At 68.2% G+C, this 17,102-nt stretch carries 19 protein-coding genes; 11 read left to right on the top strand and 8 right to left on the bottom strand.

Annotated features, from left to right (window positions below):
* Nucleotides 1–195: 195 nt before the first annotated feature.
* The 5 genes from pssA to ABFO07_RS07135 all read right to left on the bottom strand — a co-directional run bounded on the left by pssA (nt 196) and on the right by ABFO07_RS07135 (nt 5,328).
* Nucleotides 196–1,062: a CDP-diacylglycerol--serine O-phosphatidyltransferase gene (gene pssA / locus ABFO07_RS07155; protein ID WP_059801993.1), complete on the bottom strand. Its 867-nt coding sequence runs from the start codon at nt 1,060–1,062 to the stop codon at nt 196–198.
* A gap of 15 nt (nt 1,063–1,077) precedes the next feature.
* Entirely contained in the window at nt 1,078–1,722 is a 645-nt protein-coding gene (locus ABFO07_RS07150) for a phosphatidylserine decarboxylase (protein ID WP_059566267.1), read from the bottom strand.
* Nucleotides 1,723–1,849: 127 nt separating this feature from the next.
* On the bottom strand, nt 1,850–2,866 hold the full coding sequence (ilvC, locus tag ABFO07_RS07145) for a ketol-acid reductoisomerase (protein WP_059566268.1): 1,017 nt from the start codon (nt 2,864–2,866) through the stop codon (nt 1,850–1,852).
* A 95-nt stretch (nt 2,867–2,961) separates the two neighbouring features.
* Nucleotides 2,962–3,453 carry an acetolactate synthase small subunit gene (gene ilvN, locus ABFO07_RS07140; protein ID WP_011352712.1) on the bottom strand — a complete coding sequence of 164 codons (492 nt, stop codon included), beginning with the start codon at nt 3,451–3,453 and terminating at the stop codon, nt 2,962–2,964.
* A gap of 111 nt (nt 3,454–3,564) precedes the next feature.
* Nucleotides 3,565–5,328 carry an acetolactate synthase 3 catalytic subunit gene (locus tag ABFO07_RS07135; RefSeq protein ID WP_026044560.1) on the bottom strand — a complete coding sequence of 588 codons (1,764 nt, stop codon included), beginning with the start codon at nt 5,326–5,328 and terminating at the stop codon, nt 3,565–3,567.
* A 350-nt stretch (nt 5,329–5,678) separates the two neighbouring features.
* On the opposite strand from ABFO07_RS07135, the gene ABFO07_RS07130 reads away from it, so the two are divergent.
* The 11 genes from ABFO07_RS07130 to ABFO07_RS07080 all read left to right on the top strand — a co-directional run bounded on the left by ABFO07_RS07130 (nt 5,679) and on the right by ABFO07_RS07080 (nt 15,133).
* Complete coding sequence (locus ABFO07_RS07130) at nt 5,679–6,242, top strand: RNA polymerase sigma factor (protein WP_017331637.1); 564 nt, start codon at nt 5,679–5,681, stop codon at nt 6,240–6,242.
* Nucleotides 6,239–6,667 (top strand): DUF3619 family protein, encoded by a 429-nt coding sequence (locus ABFO07_RS07125; protein ID WP_059566269.1) that lies wholly within the window; start codon nt 6,239–6,241, stop codon nt 6,665–6,667. Before ABFO07_RS07130 ends, ABFO07_RS07125 begins: the two co-directional genes overlap by 4 nt.
* 22 nt (nt 6,668–6,689) lie before the next feature.
* A complete protein-coding gene (locus ABFO07_RS07120) occupies nt 6,690–7,448 on the top strand; it encodes a DUF3106 domain-containing protein (RefSeq protein WP_059566270.1) in 759 nt (252 codons plus the stop codon).
* A gap of 6 nt (nt 7,449–7,454) precedes the next feature.
* A complete protein-coding gene (locus tag ABFO07_RS07115) occupies nt 7,455–7,955 on the top strand; it encodes an RDD family protein (RefSeq protein WP_059883907.1) in 501 nt (166 codons plus the stop codon).
* 188 nt (nt 7,956–8,143) lie between these two features.
* Nucleotides 8,144–9,079 (top strand): UDP-2,3-diacylglucosamine diphosphatase, encoded by a 936-nt coding sequence (locus tag ABFO07_RS07110; protein WP_059801985.1) that lies wholly within the window; start codon nt 8,144–8,146, stop codon nt 9,077–9,079.
* Between the two features lie 43 nt (nt 9,080–9,122).
* Nucleotides 9,123–10,157 (top strand): glycosyltransferase family 4 protein, encoded by a 1,035-nt coding sequence (locus ABFO07_RS07105; RefSeq protein WP_059566273.1) that lies wholly within the window; start codon nt 9,123–9,125, stop codon nt 10,155–10,157.
* The gene (locus tag ABFO07_RS07100; protein WP_059566274.1) at nt 10,154–10,699 is read left to right on the top strand and encodes a diacylglycerol kinase; all 546 of its coding nucleotides are present in this window, start codon (nt 10,154–10,156) and stop codon (nt 10,697–10,699) included. The genes ABFO07_RS07105 and ABFO07_RS07100 overlap by 4 nt, the downstream gene beginning before the upstream one ends.
* A gap of 195 nt (nt 10,700–10,894) precedes the next feature.
* Nucleotides 10,895–11,638, top strand: a complete 744-nt coding sequence (locus ABFO07_RS07095; RefSeq protein WP_059801984.1) for a TetR/AcrR family transcriptional regulator — start codon at nt 10,895–10,897, stop codon at nt 11,636–11,638.
* On the top strand, nt 11,635–12,216 hold the full coding sequence (locus ABFO07_RS07090; RefSeq protein WP_059801982.1) for a TIGR00730 family Rossman fold protein: 582 nt from the start codon (nt 11,635–11,637) through the stop codon (nt 12,214–12,216). The genes ABFO07_RS07095 and ABFO07_RS07090 overlap by 4 nt, the downstream gene beginning before the upstream one ends.
* A 40-nt stretch (nt 12,217–12,256) precedes the next feature.
* Nucleotides 12,257–13,018: an SDR family oxidoreductase gene (locus tag ABFO07_RS07085; protein WP_059801980.1), complete on the top strand. Its 762-nt coding sequence runs from the start codon at nt 12,257–12,259 to the stop codon at nt 13,016–13,018.
* A 222-nt stretch (nt 13,019–13,240) separates the two neighbouring features.
* Nucleotides 13,241–15,133: an ArnT family glycosyltransferase gene (locus ABFO07_RS07080; RefSeq protein WP_347468583.1), complete on the top strand. Its 1,893-nt coding sequence runs from the start codon at nt 13,241–13,243 to the stop codon at nt 15,131–15,133.
* A 94-nt stretch (nt 15,134–15,227) separates the two neighbouring features.
* Here the strand turns inward: ABFO07_RS07080 and ABFO07_RS07075 are convergent, their stop codons facing one another.
* From ABFO07_RS07075 to ABFO07_RS07065, 3 genes are all read right to left on the bottom strand, one after another.
* Entirely contained in the window at nt 15,228–15,845 is a 618-nt protein-coding gene (locus ABFO07_RS07075) for a DUF924 family protein (protein WP_059801975.1), read from the bottom strand.
* Nucleotides 15,842–16,573 (bottom strand): alanyl-tRNA editing protein, encoded by a 732-nt coding sequence (locus tag ABFO07_RS07070; protein ID WP_059566280.1) that lies wholly within the window; start codon nt 16,571–16,573, stop codon nt 15,842–15,844. The genes ABFO07_RS07075 and ABFO07_RS07070 overlap by 4 nt, the downstream gene beginning before the upstream one ends.
* A gap of 101 nt (nt 16,574–16,674) precedes the next feature.
* Nucleotides 16,675–17,085 carry a group II truncated hemoglobin gene (locus tag ABFO07_RS07065; protein ID WP_017331548.1) on the bottom strand — a complete coding sequence of 137 codons (411 nt, stop codon included), beginning with the start codon at nt 17,083–17,085 and terminating at the stop codon, nt 16,675–16,677.
* Between the last annotated feature and the right edge of the window lie 17 nt (nt 17,086–17,102).

Below are 17,102 nucleotides of genomic sequence, written 5' to 3'. Positions count from 1 at the left end.
ATGCGGTTCTTGTCCATCGGCTCGCGATTTACGCTCCACGCTTCCTCCCCACACTCGGTCGCCCTCATGCAGTTGCGCTTCGCTTCATTTGCCGTGACCAGCTTATGGCGGGACTTCCACCCGCAGGAGTGCGCCCATGCTGGGCGCACATAAAAACGGCGGCCCGCGGGCCGCCGTTTCGGATCGTATCGCGCGTCAGTGCTCGCGCTGCGACGAGCGCGCCGGGTTCGGGCGCCCGCGCACCGCCATATAGGCCCAGAACGCGTATCCGGACAGCCCGTACAGCACGAACAGGCAGAACAGCATCAGCGGCGGGTCGGACGACACCAGCACGAACGCGACGACGACCAGCAGCGTCGCCGCGAACGGCACGCGGTGGCGCACGTCGAGCGCCTTGCCGCTGTAGAACGGCGCGTTCGACACCATCGTGACGCCTGCATAGATGGTCAGCACGAACGCGACCCACGGCAGCCAGCCGAGCTTCATCGGCACGCGGTTGTCGGTGGCGAGCCACACGAAACCGGCGATCAGCGCAGCCGCCGCCGGGCTCGGCAGCCCCTGGAAGAAGCGCTTGTCGACGACGCCGATGTTCGCGTTGAAGCGCGCGAGGCGCAGCGCGGCGCCCGAGCAATAGACGAACGCGGCGAGCCAGCCCCAGCGGCCGAGATCCTTCAACACCCACTCGTACATCACGAGTGCCGGCGCGACGCCGAACGACACCATGTCCGACAGGCTGTCGAACTGCTCGCCGAACGCGCTTTGCGTGTGCGTCATGCGCGCGACCCGCCCGTCCATCCCGTCGAGCACCATCGCGGCGAAGATCGCGATCGCGGCGATCTCGAACCGCACGTTCATCGCCTGCACCACCGCGAAGAACCCGCAGAACAGCGCGGCCGTTGTGAACGCGTTCGGCAGCAGGTAGATGCCGCGCGTCCTCAGGAACTGCCGGCGCTTGACGCGGCGGCTCTCGACGATCGGCGCCGGATCCGGCGCGACCGATTTGTTGCGGCGGAACGGCCGCGCGGCGCCGTTGCGCGGCCTGCGCGGTTTGAATGCGGCCATCGTGCGCCCCGTCGCTTATTGTTCCAGTTCGGCGAGGATCGTCGACGACGCGTAGACCTTCTCGCCGATCGACACCTTCGCGCGGCTGCCGAGCGGCAGGTACACGTCGACGCGCGAACCGAAGCGGATGAAGCCGTAGCGCTGGCCGCGCGACAGCGGCTCGCCGGCGCGCACGTAGCACAGGATGCGGCGTGCGACGAGGCCCGCGATCTGCACCGCGGTGACCGTCTTGCCGCTCGCCGTCTGGATCACGACCGCGTTGCGCTCGTTCTCGGTCGACGCCTTGTCGATCGCCGCGTTCAGGAACGCGCCCGGGAAATACTCGACCTTGGTCACGGCGCCGTCCACCGGCGAACGCTGCGAGTGGACGTTGAAGACATTCATGAACACGCTGATCTTCAGCGCTTCGCGGTTCGCGTAAGGATCCTGCGCGGTCTCGACCGCGACGATGCGGCCGTCGGCCGGGCACAGCACCGCGTTCGGCTGCGCCGGGATCGGGCGCTGCGGATCGCGGAAGAACTGGACGACGAAAACGACCAGCAGCCAGAACGGCCACGCGAAGCCGAAGCCCCCGACGGCATGGATCAACAGCGCGATGACGGCTGCAATCGCGATGAACGGCCAGCCTTCGCGCGCGATGATCGGATGAGGATAGTTCATGGATTCGTTCTGTGTTCGGTGAATTGCAAAGCCCGTAGGATAGCAAAAGCCGCCCGGGGCACTGCTGCCTTCGGGCGGCTTTTTGATGCCGACCCTCCACTCGAAGGGCCGGAACAGCACGCGGTGCTTAGTTCTTCGTCTGGTCGACGAGCTTGTTCTTCGCGATCCACGGCATCATCGCGCGCAGCTTCGCGCCGACCTGCTCGATCTGGTGCTCGGCCGTCAGGCGGCGGCGCGACTGCAGCGTCGGGGCGCCGGCCTTGTTCTCGAGAATGAAGCTCTTTGCGTACTCGCCGGTCTGGATGTCGGTCAGGCACTGCTTCATCGCCTTCTTCGTCTCTTCCGTCACGACGCGCGGGCCCGTCACGTACTCGCCGTATTCGGCGTTGTTCGAGATCGAGTAGTTCATGTTCGCGATGCCGCCTTCGTAGATCAGGTCGACGATCAGCTTCAGCTCGTGCAGGCACTCGAAGTACGCCATTTCCGGCGCGTAGCCTGCCTCGACCAGCGTCTCGAAGCCGGCCTTGATCAGCTCGACGGTACCGCCGCACAGCACGGCCTGCTCGCCGAACAGGTCGGTTTCCGTCTCTTCACGGAAGTTGGTCTCGATGATGCCCGCACGGCCGCCGCCGTTCGCTGCCGCGTACGACAGCGCGATATCGCGCGCCGCGCCCGACTTGTTTTGCGCAACCGCGATCAGGTGCGGCACGCCGCCACCCTGCGAGTACGTGCCGCGCACCGTGTGGCCCGGCGCCTTCGGCGCGATCATGATCACGTCGAGGTCGGCGCGCGGGATCACCGCGCCGTAGTGGACGTTGAAGCCGTGCGCGAATGCCAGCGCCGCGCCCTGCTTGATGTTCTCGTGCACTTCCTTCGCGTACACGTCGGCGATCTGCTCGTCCGGCAGCAGCATCATCACGACGTCGGCGCCCTTCACGGCTTCCGCGACTTCCTTGACCGCGAGGCCGGCGTTCTCGGCCTTGCTCCACGACGCGCCGCCCTTGCGCAGGCCGACCGTCACGTTCACGCCGCTGTCCTTCAGGTTCAGCGCGTGGGCGTGGCCTTGCGAGCCGTAGCCGATGATCGTGACTTGCTTGCCCTTGATGAGGGAGAGGTCGGCGTCTTTGTCGTAGAAAACGTTCATGATGGGTTCCTTCGCTAATTCAAAAATTCAACAATTCGTTCGGATTGGGTACTGCGGGCCGGGACATGACGGCGCACCCGGCGTGCCTTTCGGCATCACACCTTCAGGATGCGCTCGCCGCGTCCGATGCCGGAGCTGCCGGTGCGCACGGTCTCGAGGATCGCGCCCGCGTCCAGCCCCTGGATGAATGCGTCGAGCTTGTCGCTCGCGCCCGTCAATTCGATCGTGTAGGTCTTTTCGGTCACGTCGATGATGCGGCCGCGGAAAATGTCCGCCATCCGCTTCATCTCTTCGCGCTCCTTGCCCACTGCACGGACCTTGATCAGCATCAGCTCGCGTTCGATGTGTGCACCGTCGGTCAGGTCCACCACTTTCACCACCTCGATCAGGCGGTTCAGATGCTTCGTGATCTGTTCGATCACGTCGTCGGAGCCAATGGAAACGATGGTGAGCCGCGACAGCGATTGGTCTTCGGTCGGCGCCACCGTCAAGGTTTCGATGTTGTAGCCGCGTGCGGAAAACAGACCGACCACGCGCGACAGCGCGCCCGGTTCGTTTTCCAGCAGGACGGAAATGATGTGTCTCATGTTCGCTTCTTCCAGAATGTGTCCGTGTCGATTCACTCGCGCCGCGCGCCGCCGCGGGCCGCGCCGCCCTTTGTGAAGGCGGCCGCCTGCGGCCGGGCGCGCGTCGCGCCGTTACAGATCTTCCGATCCGAGCAGCATCTCGGTGATGCCCTTGCCGGCCTGGACCATCGGCCAGACGTTTTCGGTCGGATCGGTCTGGAAGTCGAGAAACACGGTGCGGTCCTTCAGGCGCAATGCTTCCTTCAGCGCCGGCTCCACATCCGAGGTTTTTTCGATCCGCATGCCGACATGGCCGTACGCTTCGGCGAGCTTCACGAAATCGGGCAGCGCATCCATGTACGAATGCGAATAGCGCTTGCTGTATTCGATCTGCTGCCACTGGCGGACCATGCCGAGGTAGCGGTTGTTCAGTGAAATGATCTTGACGGGCGTGTCGTACTGCAGGCAGGTCGACAGCTCCTGGATACACATCTGGATCGAGCCTTCGCCCGTGATGCACAGCACGTCGTCGTCGGGGTGCGCCATCTTGACGCCCATCGCCGCCGGCAGGCCGAAGCCCATCGTGCCGAGGCCGCCCGAGTTGATCCAGCGGCGCGGCTTGTTGAAGCGGTAGAACTGCGCGGCCCACATCTGGTGCTGGCCGACGTCGGAACACACGAACGCATTGCCGTCCGTCAGCTCCCACGCCTTCTCGACCACGTACTGCGGCTTGATGATCTCGCTTTCGCGGTCGTATTTCAGGCAATCCTTCGCGCGCCAGCTTTCGATGTCCTTCCACCATTGCGCGAGCGCCTCGGTGTCCGGGCCGTGCTCGGCCGTCTGCAGCTGCTCGATCAGTTCCTTCAGCACTTCCTTCACGTCGCCGACGATCGGGATGTCGACCTTCACGCGCTTCGAGATCGACGACGGGTCGATGTCGATGTGGATGATCTTGCGCGGCCGCGACGCGAAGTGCGCCGGATCGCCGATCACGCGGTCGTCGAAGCGGGCGCCGATCGCGATCAGCACGTCGCAGTGCTGCATCGCCATGTTCGCTTCGTAGGTGCCGTGCATGCCGAGCATGCCGAGGAATTTCTTGTCCGACGCGCGATAGCCGCCGAGGCCCATCAGCGTGTTGGTGACCGGGTAGCCGAGCAGGTCCGCGAACTGGTTCAGCTCGCGCGACGCGTCGGCGAGGATGATGCCGCCGCCGGTGTAGATGTACGGGCGCTTCGCGGTCAGCAGCAGCGACACCGCCTTGCGGATCTGGCCCGAATGGCCTTTCGTGACCGGGTTGTACGAACGCAGCGACACGCTCTTGACGGGCTCGTACTGGCACGGCGTCTTCGAGATGTCCTTCGGGATGTCGATCAGCACCGGGCCCGGGCGGCCGGTGCGGGCGATGTAGAACGCCTTCTTGACGGTTTCCGCGAGCTCGCGCACATCCTTCACGAGGAAGTTGTGCTTCACGCACGGACGCGTGATGCCGACCGTATCGCATTCCTGGAACGCGTCCTGGCCGATCGCGGCAGTCGGCACCTGGCCGCTGATCACGACCATCGGGATCGAATCCATGTAGGCCGTCGCGATGCCGGTCACCGCGTTGGTGACGCCGGGGCCGGACGTCACGAGACAGACGCCGACGTTGCCGGTGGAGCGCGCATACGCATCGGCTGCGTGCACGGCCGCCTGTTCATGGCGCACCAGCACGTGCTGGATCTTGTCCTGCTTGTAAAGCTCGTCGTAGATATAGAGTACCGAGCCGCCGGGGTAGCCCCAGATGAATTCGACTTTCTCGTCGGCCAGTGCCTTCATGAGCACGGTGGCGCCAATCGAGTCGCTATCGGGAGGGGAAAGGGGTTCCGACGTGGAGAATTCCGCGCTGGGCATGTTCATTTTGACCTTTCGAATTTTCGGCAAAAAATTGATCGGGTGCTCTCTGCCGGGCTTGTGGCTCGGGTTCAAGCGGCGCGTCCAGTTGAAGGGCGGGCTTCTTGGGCCAGCCTCAATTGAGACCATCACTTATGTTGCGAACGGACGACGATAGCCGGTCGGGCGAGCGCCGTCAAGCAAAATGTCCCGCAGTGCATCATCGCCGCCCGCGGGCCGCCCCGCGCCGCGGTTCGCGCGCAACGCGCCGGCCCCAACCCGGTGCCAAGCTGCGCGAAAATTTGTTAGCATCCGCGGGTTTTACGACATTTTTCGACCCTCTTCACGCCGCAGTCCGCAGCGCATACCTTCACGGAATGGCATCAGACAAGGAACTCGCCGACTTTCTGGCGGGCGTCGAAAGGCGCGCGTTCAAGCAGGCTGCGTACGCAGTGCGGGACGATGACGCGTCGCTCGACATCGTGCAGGACGCGATGATCAAGCTGGCGGAGAAATACGGCGACCGCCCGGCCGCGGAACTGCCGCTGCTGTTCCAGCGGATCCTGCAGAACGCGATCCACGACTGGTTCCGCCGGCAGAAGGTCCGCAACACCTGGGTCACGCTGTTTTCGTCGCTGAACAATACGGACGACGAAGACTTCGACCCCCTCGAGACGCTCGAATCGGCGGACCAATCGCCGGGCGTCGAGAGCAGCGAGCACCGCCTCGAGCGGGAACAGGTTCTGGCCCTGATCGACGAAGAAATCCAGAAACTTCCGGCGCGTCAACGGGAAGCGTTCCTGATGCGTTATTGGGAAGATATGGATGTCGCCGAGACTGCCGCCGCAATGGGGTGCTCCGAAGGCAGCGTCAAGACGCACTGCTCGCGAGCCACCCACACCCTGGCGCAAGCGCTCAAGGCCAAAGGAATCACGCTATGAGCTCCGCTCCCTCGAATCGAGAACACGAATTCGCGCTGAAGGTGCGCCGCGCGCTGGACGAGCGCGCTGCCGCGCTGCCGGCCGCGACCACCGACCGGCTGGCGGCCGCCCGCCAGGCCGCGCTCGCGCGCAAGAAGCCCGAGCCGGTGGCGGCGCCGGTGCTCGTGCCCGCATTTGCCGGCGCGGCCGGCGGCTATGCCCCGCCGCGCATGTCCCCGCACCCGCCGGCCTCGTTCGCGCGCCGCCTGCTGCGCGCATGGCCGCTCGCGCTGCTGCTCGCCGGCCTGGTCGGCATCGCGTACTGGGAAGACATGCAGCGCACCGCCGAGCTCGCCGACATCGACGCGGCGATGCTCAGCGACGACCTGCCGCTCAACGCGTATCTCGATCACGGGTTCAACGCGTATCTTTCGCACGCCCATTAAACAACACGAGGGGATCGCACGGGTGAGTCAGAAACGCGGCCTGGCCGTATTCTTCGGATGCGTGATCGCGATCGCCGTCGCCTATGTCGCCACCTATTCGCGCTTTCACCCGCAGCCTGAAGCCGTCGCCGTCGCGACCAGCGCGCCCGCGCTCGCGTCGGCCGCGATCGCGCTGACCGCCGATCTCGCACCCCTGCCGGCTGCCGCCGGCCCGCTCGCATGGGCGCGCCTGACGCCCGCGCAGCACGTCGCGCTCGCGCCGTTCGCCGGCCAGTGGGATTCGTTCAGCGACGCCCGCAAGCGCAAATGGCTGAAGATCGCCGCCCGTTACCCGAAGATGACGCCCGACGCGCAGAAGCGCCTGCAGGAGCGCATGACCGAATGGGTCGGGATGACGCCCGAGCAGCGCCGCGTCGCGCGCGAGAACTACCAGACCGCGAAGGACCTGTCCGCCCAAGCCCGCGAGCGCGCGTGGAAGGCCTACCAGCAGTTGCCCGAGGAACAGAAGGAACGCCTCGCGGCCGCCGAGCGCCGCCGCCGGCCGACCGTCGTCAGCGCACCGCCGACCGGCAAGGCCGATCGCGACGTGCGCCGCCTCGTCAACGCGCACGACCATTCGGCCAGCGCGCCCGGCACCGCGCTCGTGCAGCAGCAGCCCGCGTCGAGCGGCGCCGCCGCGCCGCCGGCCGTCGCGTCGGCCACCGCGGGCGCAGCCCCGGCGCCGGCCGCACCGACGCCCGTGTCGCCCGCCGACGCGCCGTCGCTGTTCAAGGGCTCCTGAGCGGCCGTGCCGCACGCGAGCGCGCCCCTGCCCACCCCGCCGTCCGTCCGGCGGCGTCTCGCCGCGCTGCTCTACGAAGGCGTGCTGCTGTTCGGCGTCGTGTTCTTCGCCGGCCTCGCATTCAGCCTCGCGCTGCAGCAGCGCAACGGCCTTGCCCATCACAACCTGCTCGCCGCGTGGATCGCGCTCGTGGTCGGCGCGTATTTCGTCTGGTTCTGGACCCACGGCGGCCAGACGCTGCCGATGAAGACGTGGCGCCTGCGGATCGAGTCGGCCAGCGGCCGGCCGCTGCGCGCGGGCCATGCGCTCGTCCGCTATGCGCTCGGCTGGCTGTGGTTCCTGCCGCCGCTCGCGCTGCATCCGCTCGCCGGCCTGTCCGTGCCCGTCACGCTGGCGCTCACCGGCGCGTGGATCGCCGCCTGGGCCGCCGCGGCGCGGCTGCATCCGGCCCGCCAGTTCCCGCACGACCGCCTCGCGCGCACCCGCGTCGTCGCGCTGCCGCGCTGAGGGCCGAGCGCCGCGCCGATGCCGCGTCCGGGCCGCCCTGAGCCGCCCTGAGCCGGTCGCCCGATCGCGCCGGAAAATTCATCCGTGAACGCACCCGGCACGCCGTAATAAGAACATCTTGTGACTGTCACTGCACAGTCACGCCCGCATGGCGGAATGCCGGTAATGTCAACCGGCGCGAGTCATGCATGGGCCAGAAAACGTCCGCGACCTCCCTGTTCCGTCACCCGCTCGGCGCACGCGCCGCCACCGCTTTCCTGTCCGGTTCGGCCACGGCCGACGCCCTTGCCGCGCAAGAGCCGCCCGGCGCGTCCGCCAGGCAGCGCGACGACCACGAACCGTCCGCCCATCGCTACCGCACCATCTGGCTGTCCGACATCCATCTCGGCTCGAGCGGCTGCCAGGCCAGCTACCTGCTCGACTTCCTGCGCCACCACGAATCGGAATACCTGTACCTCGTCGGCGACATCATCGACGGCTGGCAGCTGAAGAAAGGCTGGTACTGGCCGCAGGCGCACAACGACGTCGTGCAGAAGATCCTGCGCAAGGCGCGCAAGGGCACGCAGGTCGTCTACATCCCCGGCAACCACGACGAAGGCGCGCGACAGTTCTGCGACCTCGCGTTCGGCGACATCCAGGTGCGCGGCGAGGCGTTCCATACGACGCTCGCAGGCAAACGTTTGTGGATCGTGCACGGCGACCTGTTCGACGGCGTGATCCAGCACGCGAAATGGCTCGCGTACCTCGGCGACACGCTCTATACGCTGATCCTCGTGCTGAACCGCTGGTTCAACCGGATCCGCAGCCGCCTCGGCTTCCAGTACTGGTCGCTGTCGCAATACCTGAAGCACCAGGTGAAGAACGCGGTCAACTTCATCTCGCAGTTCGAGACCGTGATGACCGACGAGGCGCGCCGCCGCGGCTGCGACGGCGTTGTGTGCGGCCACATCCACAAGGCGGAGATCCGCGACATCGACGGCGTGCTGTACTGCAACGACGGCGACTGGGTCGAAAGCCTGTCCGCACTCGTCGAAACGATGGAAGGCGAACTGAAAGTCGTCTACTGGACGGTGATGCGCACGCCGCCCGAAACCGCCTCGCGCAAGACCAAGGCCACCGCCTGACCCCCGCCACTGCTTGGCACTCTCTTACAGGACACATGCCGCGATGAAGATCATGATCGTCACCGACGCGTGGGAACCGCAGGTCAACGGCGTCGTGCGCACGCTGAAGAGCACGTCCCGCGAACTCACCGCGCTCGGCCACCGCGTCGAGCTGCTGACGCCGCTCGAGTTCCGCACGGTGCCCTGCCCGACCTACCCGGAAATCCGCCTGTCGATCCTGCCGTACCGCAAGCTGCGCGCAAGGATCGACGCGTTCGCGCCCGACGCGCTGCACATCGCGACCGAAGGCCCGCTCGGCCTCGCCGCGCGCCGCTATGCGCGCGCGCGCAAGCTGCCGTTCACGACCGCGTATCACACGCGCTTCCCCGAATACGTGCAGGCGCGCTTCGGCATTCCGCTCACCGCGACCTATCGCTTCCTGCGCTGGTTCCACGGCCCGTCGCGCGCGGTGATGGCGCCCACGCCGGTCGTGCGGGACGACCTCGAGAAATTCGGCTTCACGAACGTCGTGCTGTGGACACGCGGCGTGGATCTCGATATCTTCCGGCCCATGGAATCCAAGGTCCTCAACACCGTCCGGCCGATCTTCCTGTACGTCGGGCGGGTCGCGATCGAGAAGAACGTCGAGGCGTTCCTGCGGCTCGACCTGCCCGGCTCGAAGTGGGTCGCGGGCGAAGGCCCGGCGCTCGCGGAGCTGAAGTCGCGCTACCCGGAAGCGAACTATCTCGGCGTGCTGTCGCAGGCCGAGCTCGCGAAGGTGTACGCGGCCGCCGACGTGTTCGTGTTCCCGAGCCGCACCGACACCTTCGGGCTCGTGCTGCTCGAGGCGCTCGCGTGCGGCACGCCGGTCGCCGCGTATCCGGTCACCGGCCCGATCGACGTGCTCGGCGACGGCAGCGCAGGCGCGATGCACGAGGACCTTCAGGAAGCCTGCCTCGAAGCGCTGAAGATCGAGCGCGCGACCGCCCGCGAATGGGCGGAGCGCTTCTCGTGGCGCGCCGCGTCCGAGCAGTTCGCGTCGCATCTGCAGCCGCTGCCGAGGGACGCCTACACGACCGCCGAAGGTGCCGCCGTTTGAAAAGAGACCCGCACGACCACGCTCCCCCACCCTCCGCCCGAGCCCATCGGCACCGGCCGTTCGACGAAGACGAGCCGGCGGGCGCCGACACGCCCGCCGATGCGCAGGCGCACGAACCGCTCGGCACCGACGATCCGCTCGCGCCGCTGCCGCCGAACCCGTACAAGGGCAACCGCGGCCTCACGCGCGCGTGGTACGCGCTCAAGCATTCGCTGAACGGCTTCCGGGTCGCGATCCGCGAGGAGAGCGCGTTCCGCCAGGAACTGACGCTCGCCGCGCTGTTGCTGCCGATCGGCGCGTTTGCGCCGGTGCCGGCCGCATCGCGCGCGCTGCTGATCGCGTCGGTGCTGCTGGTGCTGATCGTCGAGCTGCTGAACTCGAGCCTCGAGGCCGCGATCGACCGCATCTCGCTCGAGCGCCACGAGCTGTCGAAACGTGCGAAGGATCTCGGCAGCGCGGCCGTCACGGTCGCGCTGTTCGCGTGCGTGACGACCTGGGGCTTCGTGCTCGGCCCGGTCGTCGCGGGCTGGCTCGGCTTCTAGCCACACGGCGCGTCGCGATGCCGCGTGCCGCGGCGCAACATCGCGGGGCAGACCCTCCGGATCACGAAATGCACCGGGCCGGCGTCACCGCGGTTTATAATCGTCCGCCAGACTTATAACAGCAACCCGCGCCGGACGAATCACGCAGCATCGATTGCAGCGCCTGCCAGTCCGGCACACACAGGGCCGGACGACATGGAAGCGAAACCTCCCCGCCGCACCCGAGAACGGATTCTCGAGCTGTCGTTGAAACTCTTCAACGAGATCGGCGAACCGAACGTCACCACCACGACGATCGCCGAGGAAATGGAAATCAGCCCAGGCAACCTGTACTACCATTTCCGCAATAAAGACGACATCATCAACAGCATCTTCGCGCAGTTCGAGCAGGCGATCGAAAAGCGCCTGCGCTTTCCCGAAGATCACCGTCCGACGATCGACGAAACATGGTCGTACCTGCAGTACATGGCCGACTTCATGTGGACGTACCGCTTCCTCTATCGCGACCTGAACGACCTGCTCGCGCGCAACCGTACGCTCGAGACGCACTTCAAGCAGATCATCAGCCACAAGGTGCGCTTCGCGCGCGAGATGTGCGAACTGCTCGTATCCGATGCCGAGATGGTCGCGACGCCCGCCGAGATCGCAGTGATCGCCACCAACATGGCCGTGATCTCGACCTACTGGCTGTCGTACCAGTACGTGATGCACCCGCGCAAGTACAACGACCAGGACGCGATCCGCGAGGAGCTGCACCAGGTCAGCATGCACGTGATCTCCGTGATGGCGCCGTACCTGCGCGGCCGCTCGCGGCAACTGTTCGACGATCTCGTGTCCGGCAAGCTGCCCAAGCGTGAATTCGCCGACTACCTGCCGCCGCGCGACGGATCGACGCGCGCCGCCGCTGCGCTGGCCGCCGCAAAGGACGCGAAGCAATGAAGGCAGTCTGCGTTTATTGCGGGTCGTCGCCCGGCGTACGGCCGGTGTATGCCGACGCCGCGCGCGCCTTTGGCCGCGCGCTCGTCGAGGCGGGCCTCACGCTCGTCTACGGCGGCGGCCGCGTCGGGCTGATGGGCACGATCGCCGATGAAGTGATGGCGGCCGGCGGCCGCGCGGTCGGCGTGATTCCCGAACTGCTCGTCGACAAGGAAGTCGGCCACACGGGCCTGTCGGAGCTGCATGTCGTGCCCGACATGCACCACCGCAAGAAGATGATGGCCGACCTCGCCGACGCGTTCGTCGCGATGCCCGGCGGCGCCGGCACGCTCGAGGAATTCTTCGAGGTCTACACGTGGGCGCAGCTCGGCTACCACCGCAAGCCCGTCGCGCTCTACAACATCGATTCGTTCTACGATCCGCTGATCACGCTGCTCCAGCATACGGTCGACGAGGGCTTCATGCGCCCCGCGTACTTCGACGCGCTCTGCATCGACGCCGACCCGGCCGCGCTGATCGAGCGGCTGCGCCGCTACCAGCCGCCCGCGCGCGACAAGTGGGCACCCGACGAAACGGAATGACCCGCGGCATGGCCCGCGGAACGACCGGAAACCCCGCACGATGACCGCACCGTCCGAACGCAAAGTCGTCCTCATCACCGGCGCGAGCCGCGGCATCGGCCGCGCGAGCGCCGTGCTCGCGGCCGCACGCGGCTGGGATGTCGGCATCAACTACGCGCGCGACGCGGCCGCGGCCGAGGTGACCGCCGCCGCCGTGCGCGATGCCGGCGGCCGCGCGTGCGTCGTGGCGGGCGACGTGTCGAGCGAAGCGGACGTCGTCGCGATGTTCGACACGGTCGCCGCCGCGTTCGGCCGGCTCGACGCGCTCGTCAACAACGCGGGTATCGTCGCGCCATCCCTACCGCTCGCCGACATGCCGGTCGACCGGCTGCGGCGGGTGTTCGACATCAACGTGCTCGGCGCGTACCTGTGCGCGCGCGAGGCCGCGCGCCGGCTGTCGACCGATCGCGGCGGCCGCGGCGGCGCGATCGTCAACGTGTCGTCGATCGCGTCGCGGCTCGGCTCGCCGAACGAATACGTCGACTATGCGGGCTCGAAGGGCGCGGTCGATTCGCTGACGATCGGCCTCGCGAAGGAACTGGGCCCGCACGGCGTGCGGGTGAACGCCGTGCGGCCGGGCCTGATCGAGACCGACATCCACGCAAGCGGCGGCCAGCCGGGACGGGCCGCCCGGCTCGGCGCGCAGACCCCGATCGGCCGGGCGGGCGACGCGCAGGAAGTCGCCGAGGCGATCGTCTGGCTGCTCGGCGATGCCGCGTCGTACACGACGGGCGCCCTGCTCGACGTCGGCGGCGGCCGGTAACCCGCCCGCGCGGCGCGCAGCTGTTGCATTTTCGCGACACCACCCAAACGCGCCACAAATCTCCACACTGCGTCCACATTTTTCGTAAACGACCGTAACAAATTCGTGATCTACTAGCGGCCGTGCAGACAGTCGGCGCCGCCGGCTGTCCGTTGCCGCCCGCGTGCGGCGCCTATCGGCCGGGCCCATGTCGCCCGGCCGGCCCGAACAGAGATCTTTTCCATGCAGGGAACCGCAGCGCCCCGCCGGCGACGCACGTCCGCGTCCGCCCCGGCCCAGCACGTCCATCCGTCCGGCGACACCGAGCGCTCCCCCGCCCTCCAGGCCAGCGGCGCACCCGCCGCGACCGGCGCCGGCACCCGCGCGCCCGCGCGGGGCAGGGTTGCCCGGACCGGCTGGCGCGCGTGGCTGCTGGTCGCCGCCGTGTTCTGCGCGTACCTGCTGCCCGGCGTGCTCGGCCACGATCCGTGGAAACAGGACGAAACCTATACGTTCGGCATCATCCAGCACATGCTCGAAACCGGCGACTGGGTCGTACCGACCAACGCCGGCGCGCCGTTCATGGAAAAGCCGCCGCTCTATGCGTGGGTCGCGACGAGCCTCGCGTGGCTGCTGCAGCGGGTGATGCCGCTGCACGACGCGGCCCGGCTCGCGAGCGCGCTGTTCGCGGCGCTCGGTTTCGCGTTCACCGCGCGCGCGGCACGCGTCGCGAGCGGCGCGGCCAGCTGGTTCGATGCGCGCGTCATCGGGCCCGTCGCGCTGTGCGCGAGCACCCTCGTGGTGGTCAAGCACGTGCACGACATGATGACCGACGTCGCGCTGTTCGCCGGCGCGGCGATCGCGTTCTGCGGCCTGCTCGAACTCGTCATGCAGCACCTCGAGCGCGCTCGGCGTGCGCAGCTCGGCCTGCCGGACCAGCCGCAGCACCGCCTCGCCGCGCCGATGTTCGGCGCCGGCGTCGGCATCGCGCTGATGACGAAGGGCCTGTTCGTGCCGCTCGTGTTCGCGGCCACGCTCGTCGCCGTGCTGGTGCTCTACCCCGCGTGCCGCACCCGTGCGTTCGCACGCGCGCTCGGCATCGCCGCGCTCGTGTTCGCGCCGTTCGCGATCATCTGGCCGACCGCGCTGTTCCTGCGCTCGGAGACGCTGTTCCTCGCGTGGTTCTGGGACAACAACGTCGGCCGCTTCTTCGGCTTCTCGGTGCCGCAGCTCGGCGCCGAAAACGACAAGCCGCTGTTCATCCTGCGCGCGTTCCTGACGGTCGGATTCCCGGTCGTGCCGCTCGCGATCGTCGCGCTCGCGCGCGGCGCATGGCGCGACTGGCGCACGCCGCGCGTCGCGCTGCCGGTCGTGTTCGCCACGGTCGGGCTGACGGTGCTGCAGGTATCCGCGACGTCGCGCCAGCTCTATATCCTGCCGTTCATCGCACCGCTCGCGCTGGTCGCCGCGCAGGCGATCTGCCGCCTGCCGCGCGCGCTGCACGTCGGCTGGGATTACCTGGCCCGCGCGCTGTTCGGCAGCGTCGCGGTGCTCGCGTGGGCGATCTGGTCGGTGATGGCCGATCCGGCCGCGTCGCGCGCGCGCCTCGCGCCGCTCGGCCGCTGGCTGCCGCTCGACTGGACGATGCCGCTCGAGCCGGGCCTCGTGCTCGGCGCGCTCGCGCTGACGATCGGCTGGCTGTGGCTGCTGCCGACGCTGCGCACGACGGGCCGCTGGCGCGGCGCGCTGTCGTGGGCCGCGGGCGCGATCGTCGCGTGGGGCCTCGTCTACACGCTGCTGCTGCCGTGGCTCGACGTCGCGAAGAGCTACCGCTCGGTGTACGAGGACCTGAACGCGCATCTCGCGGCGGAGTGGAACGCGGGCGACTGCATGGCGAGCCTGCCCGGCTTCGGCGAATCGGAAGCGCCGATGCTGTACTACTTCTCGCGCATCCTGCATGAACCCGTCGAAGAGCCGCAGCAGACGCGCTGCACGTGGATGATCGTCCAGGGCGTGCGCTCCGTCGAGCAGTCGCCGGGCGCCGAATGGAAGCTGTTCTGGTCGGGCGCCCGCCCGGGCGACGACGGCGAGATGCTGCGCGTCTACGTGCGTACGCCCGAGCAGCACTTGCAGTAACCCGCAGCGGCATGGCGCGCCGTCGGCCGACGCGCGCGCCCCGCCCGCCCCTGCCTTGCGCCGGCCGGAACGGCCGACACACGCTTCCCGACGCTCAGAACGACGAACCCGGCTCGCGCAGGAACGCGGCCTCGTCGTCGGTCGACACGCGCCCGAGAATCGCGTTCCGGTGCGGGAACCGGCCGAAGCGCTCGATCACGGCCGCGTGCCGCAGCGCGAAATCGTGATACCCGGCGCACCCCGCCTCCGCCCGGATGCCTTCGCAAAGACGCACGGCCTCGCGCTGGCTGTCCGGCGACTCGTCGTGCTCGAACGGCAAATATGCAAAGACGCGGTGATGGCCGCTCGGCAGCAGCGCGTCCCCGCCCGACGCGACGAGGTCACGGGCGACCGCGAGCGCCTTCGGATCGGCGGCGAACGCGCGCGGCGTGCCGCGATGGATGTTGCGCGAGAACTGGTCGAGCACGACGATCAGTGCAAGCGCGCCCTGCGCGGAGCTCGCCCAGTGGTCGCAGCCGCCGTCGCACGCCGCATCGAGCAGCGCGCTGTAGCGCTCGCGCAGCTGCGCATCGAGCGCCGCGCCGCCGTTGAACCACATCTTGCGCGCGTGGCCGAACTCGGCCGAGCCGGGCGCACCGAACCAGAATTCCAGCACGTCGCGGGCGCGCGGATCGAGCGCCGTACGATCGTTGTCGGGGGGATTCACCGTCATGCAAGCTCCAGGACGACGCGCCGCGTGCGTGCGCTCTTCTTCTCAAGTTTCGCGACCCGCAGGCCGCCGATTTCCGACGTGTTGCGCACGTGCGTGCCGCCGCACGGCTGCAGGTCGACGCCGTCGATCCGCAGCAGCCGCACGCGGCCGAGGCCCATCGGCGGCTTCACGCTCATCGTGCGCACGAGCTCGGGCCGCTCGGCCATCTCGTCGTCGGTGATCCATTCGGTCGTGACGGGGTGCGCGCCGGCGATCAGCGCCGCGAGCCGCCGCTCGACGTCGTCGCGGTCGATCGGCTCGGCCGTCGCGAAATCGAGCCGCACGTAATCGGCCGTCACGCTGCAGCCGTCGACCGGATACGGCAGCACCGCGCACATCAGGTGCGCCGCCGTATGCAGGCGCATGTGCCGGTAGCGGCGCGTCCAGTCGATCTCGGCAAGCACGCGCGCGCCGGGCGCGAGCGCCGCGAGCCCGGCCTCCTGCCCCGGCGCCGGCAGGTGCGCCGCGTCGTCGGGCGTCGCGCCGTCGAACTTCGCCTTGCGGGTATCGGCGATCGCGATCGCCGTGCCGTCCGGCAGCGTCAGCGCGCCGCAGTCGCCGGCCTGGCCGCCGCCGAGCGGATAGAACACCGTGCGGTCGAGCCGGATGCCGTCGTCGCCGACCGCAGTGACGACCGCTTCACAACGGGTCAGGTAGGCGTCGTCCCGAAACAGCGCATGGGTTGTCATGAGCAGGCCTCGTCGTGATGGGGATCGATCAGTGTCGCGCGATGCGCCGCACCGGCCCAGACGCACTTCGGCGCGCATCCGGGCGGCGGCGTACCGGCCGATCAACCGGGCCGGTTGCGCATCCAGTCGGCGGTGTCGTAGAACGAGTGCATCAGCCGCTCGCGCAGCGGCTCCGGCAGGCCGACGTCCTCCATCGCCCACGCCATGCAGCGCAGCCACTGGTCGCGCTCGACCGACGCGATCGGGAACGGCAGGTGCCGCGCGCGCAGGCGCGGATGGCCGAAGCGGTCGATATAGTGATCGGGCCCGCCGAGCCAGCCGCACAGAAACCAGAACAGCTTGTCGCGCGAACCGTCGAGCGAGGCCGGGTGCAGCGCGCGGATCTGCGCGAATTCCGGCTCGAGGTCCATCAGGTCGTAGAAGCGGTCCACCATCTCGCGCACGCGGGCTTCGCCGCCCACGAGCTCGAACGCCGTCGGCTGGGACGGCGCGTCGTCATTCACATCGGTCATACGGATAATCGGGAATC

Origin of the sequence: Burkholderia stagnalis, assembly GCF_039848545.1 — a bacterium.
In the GTDB taxonomy this organism is placed as follows: Bacteria; Pseudomonadota; Gammaproteobacteria; order Burkholderiales; family Burkholderiaceae; genus Burkholderia; species Burkholderia stagnalis.
The sequence above is the reverse complement of the archived record's forward strand: the minus strand, read 5'-3'. Positions and strand labels throughout refer to the sequence as shown.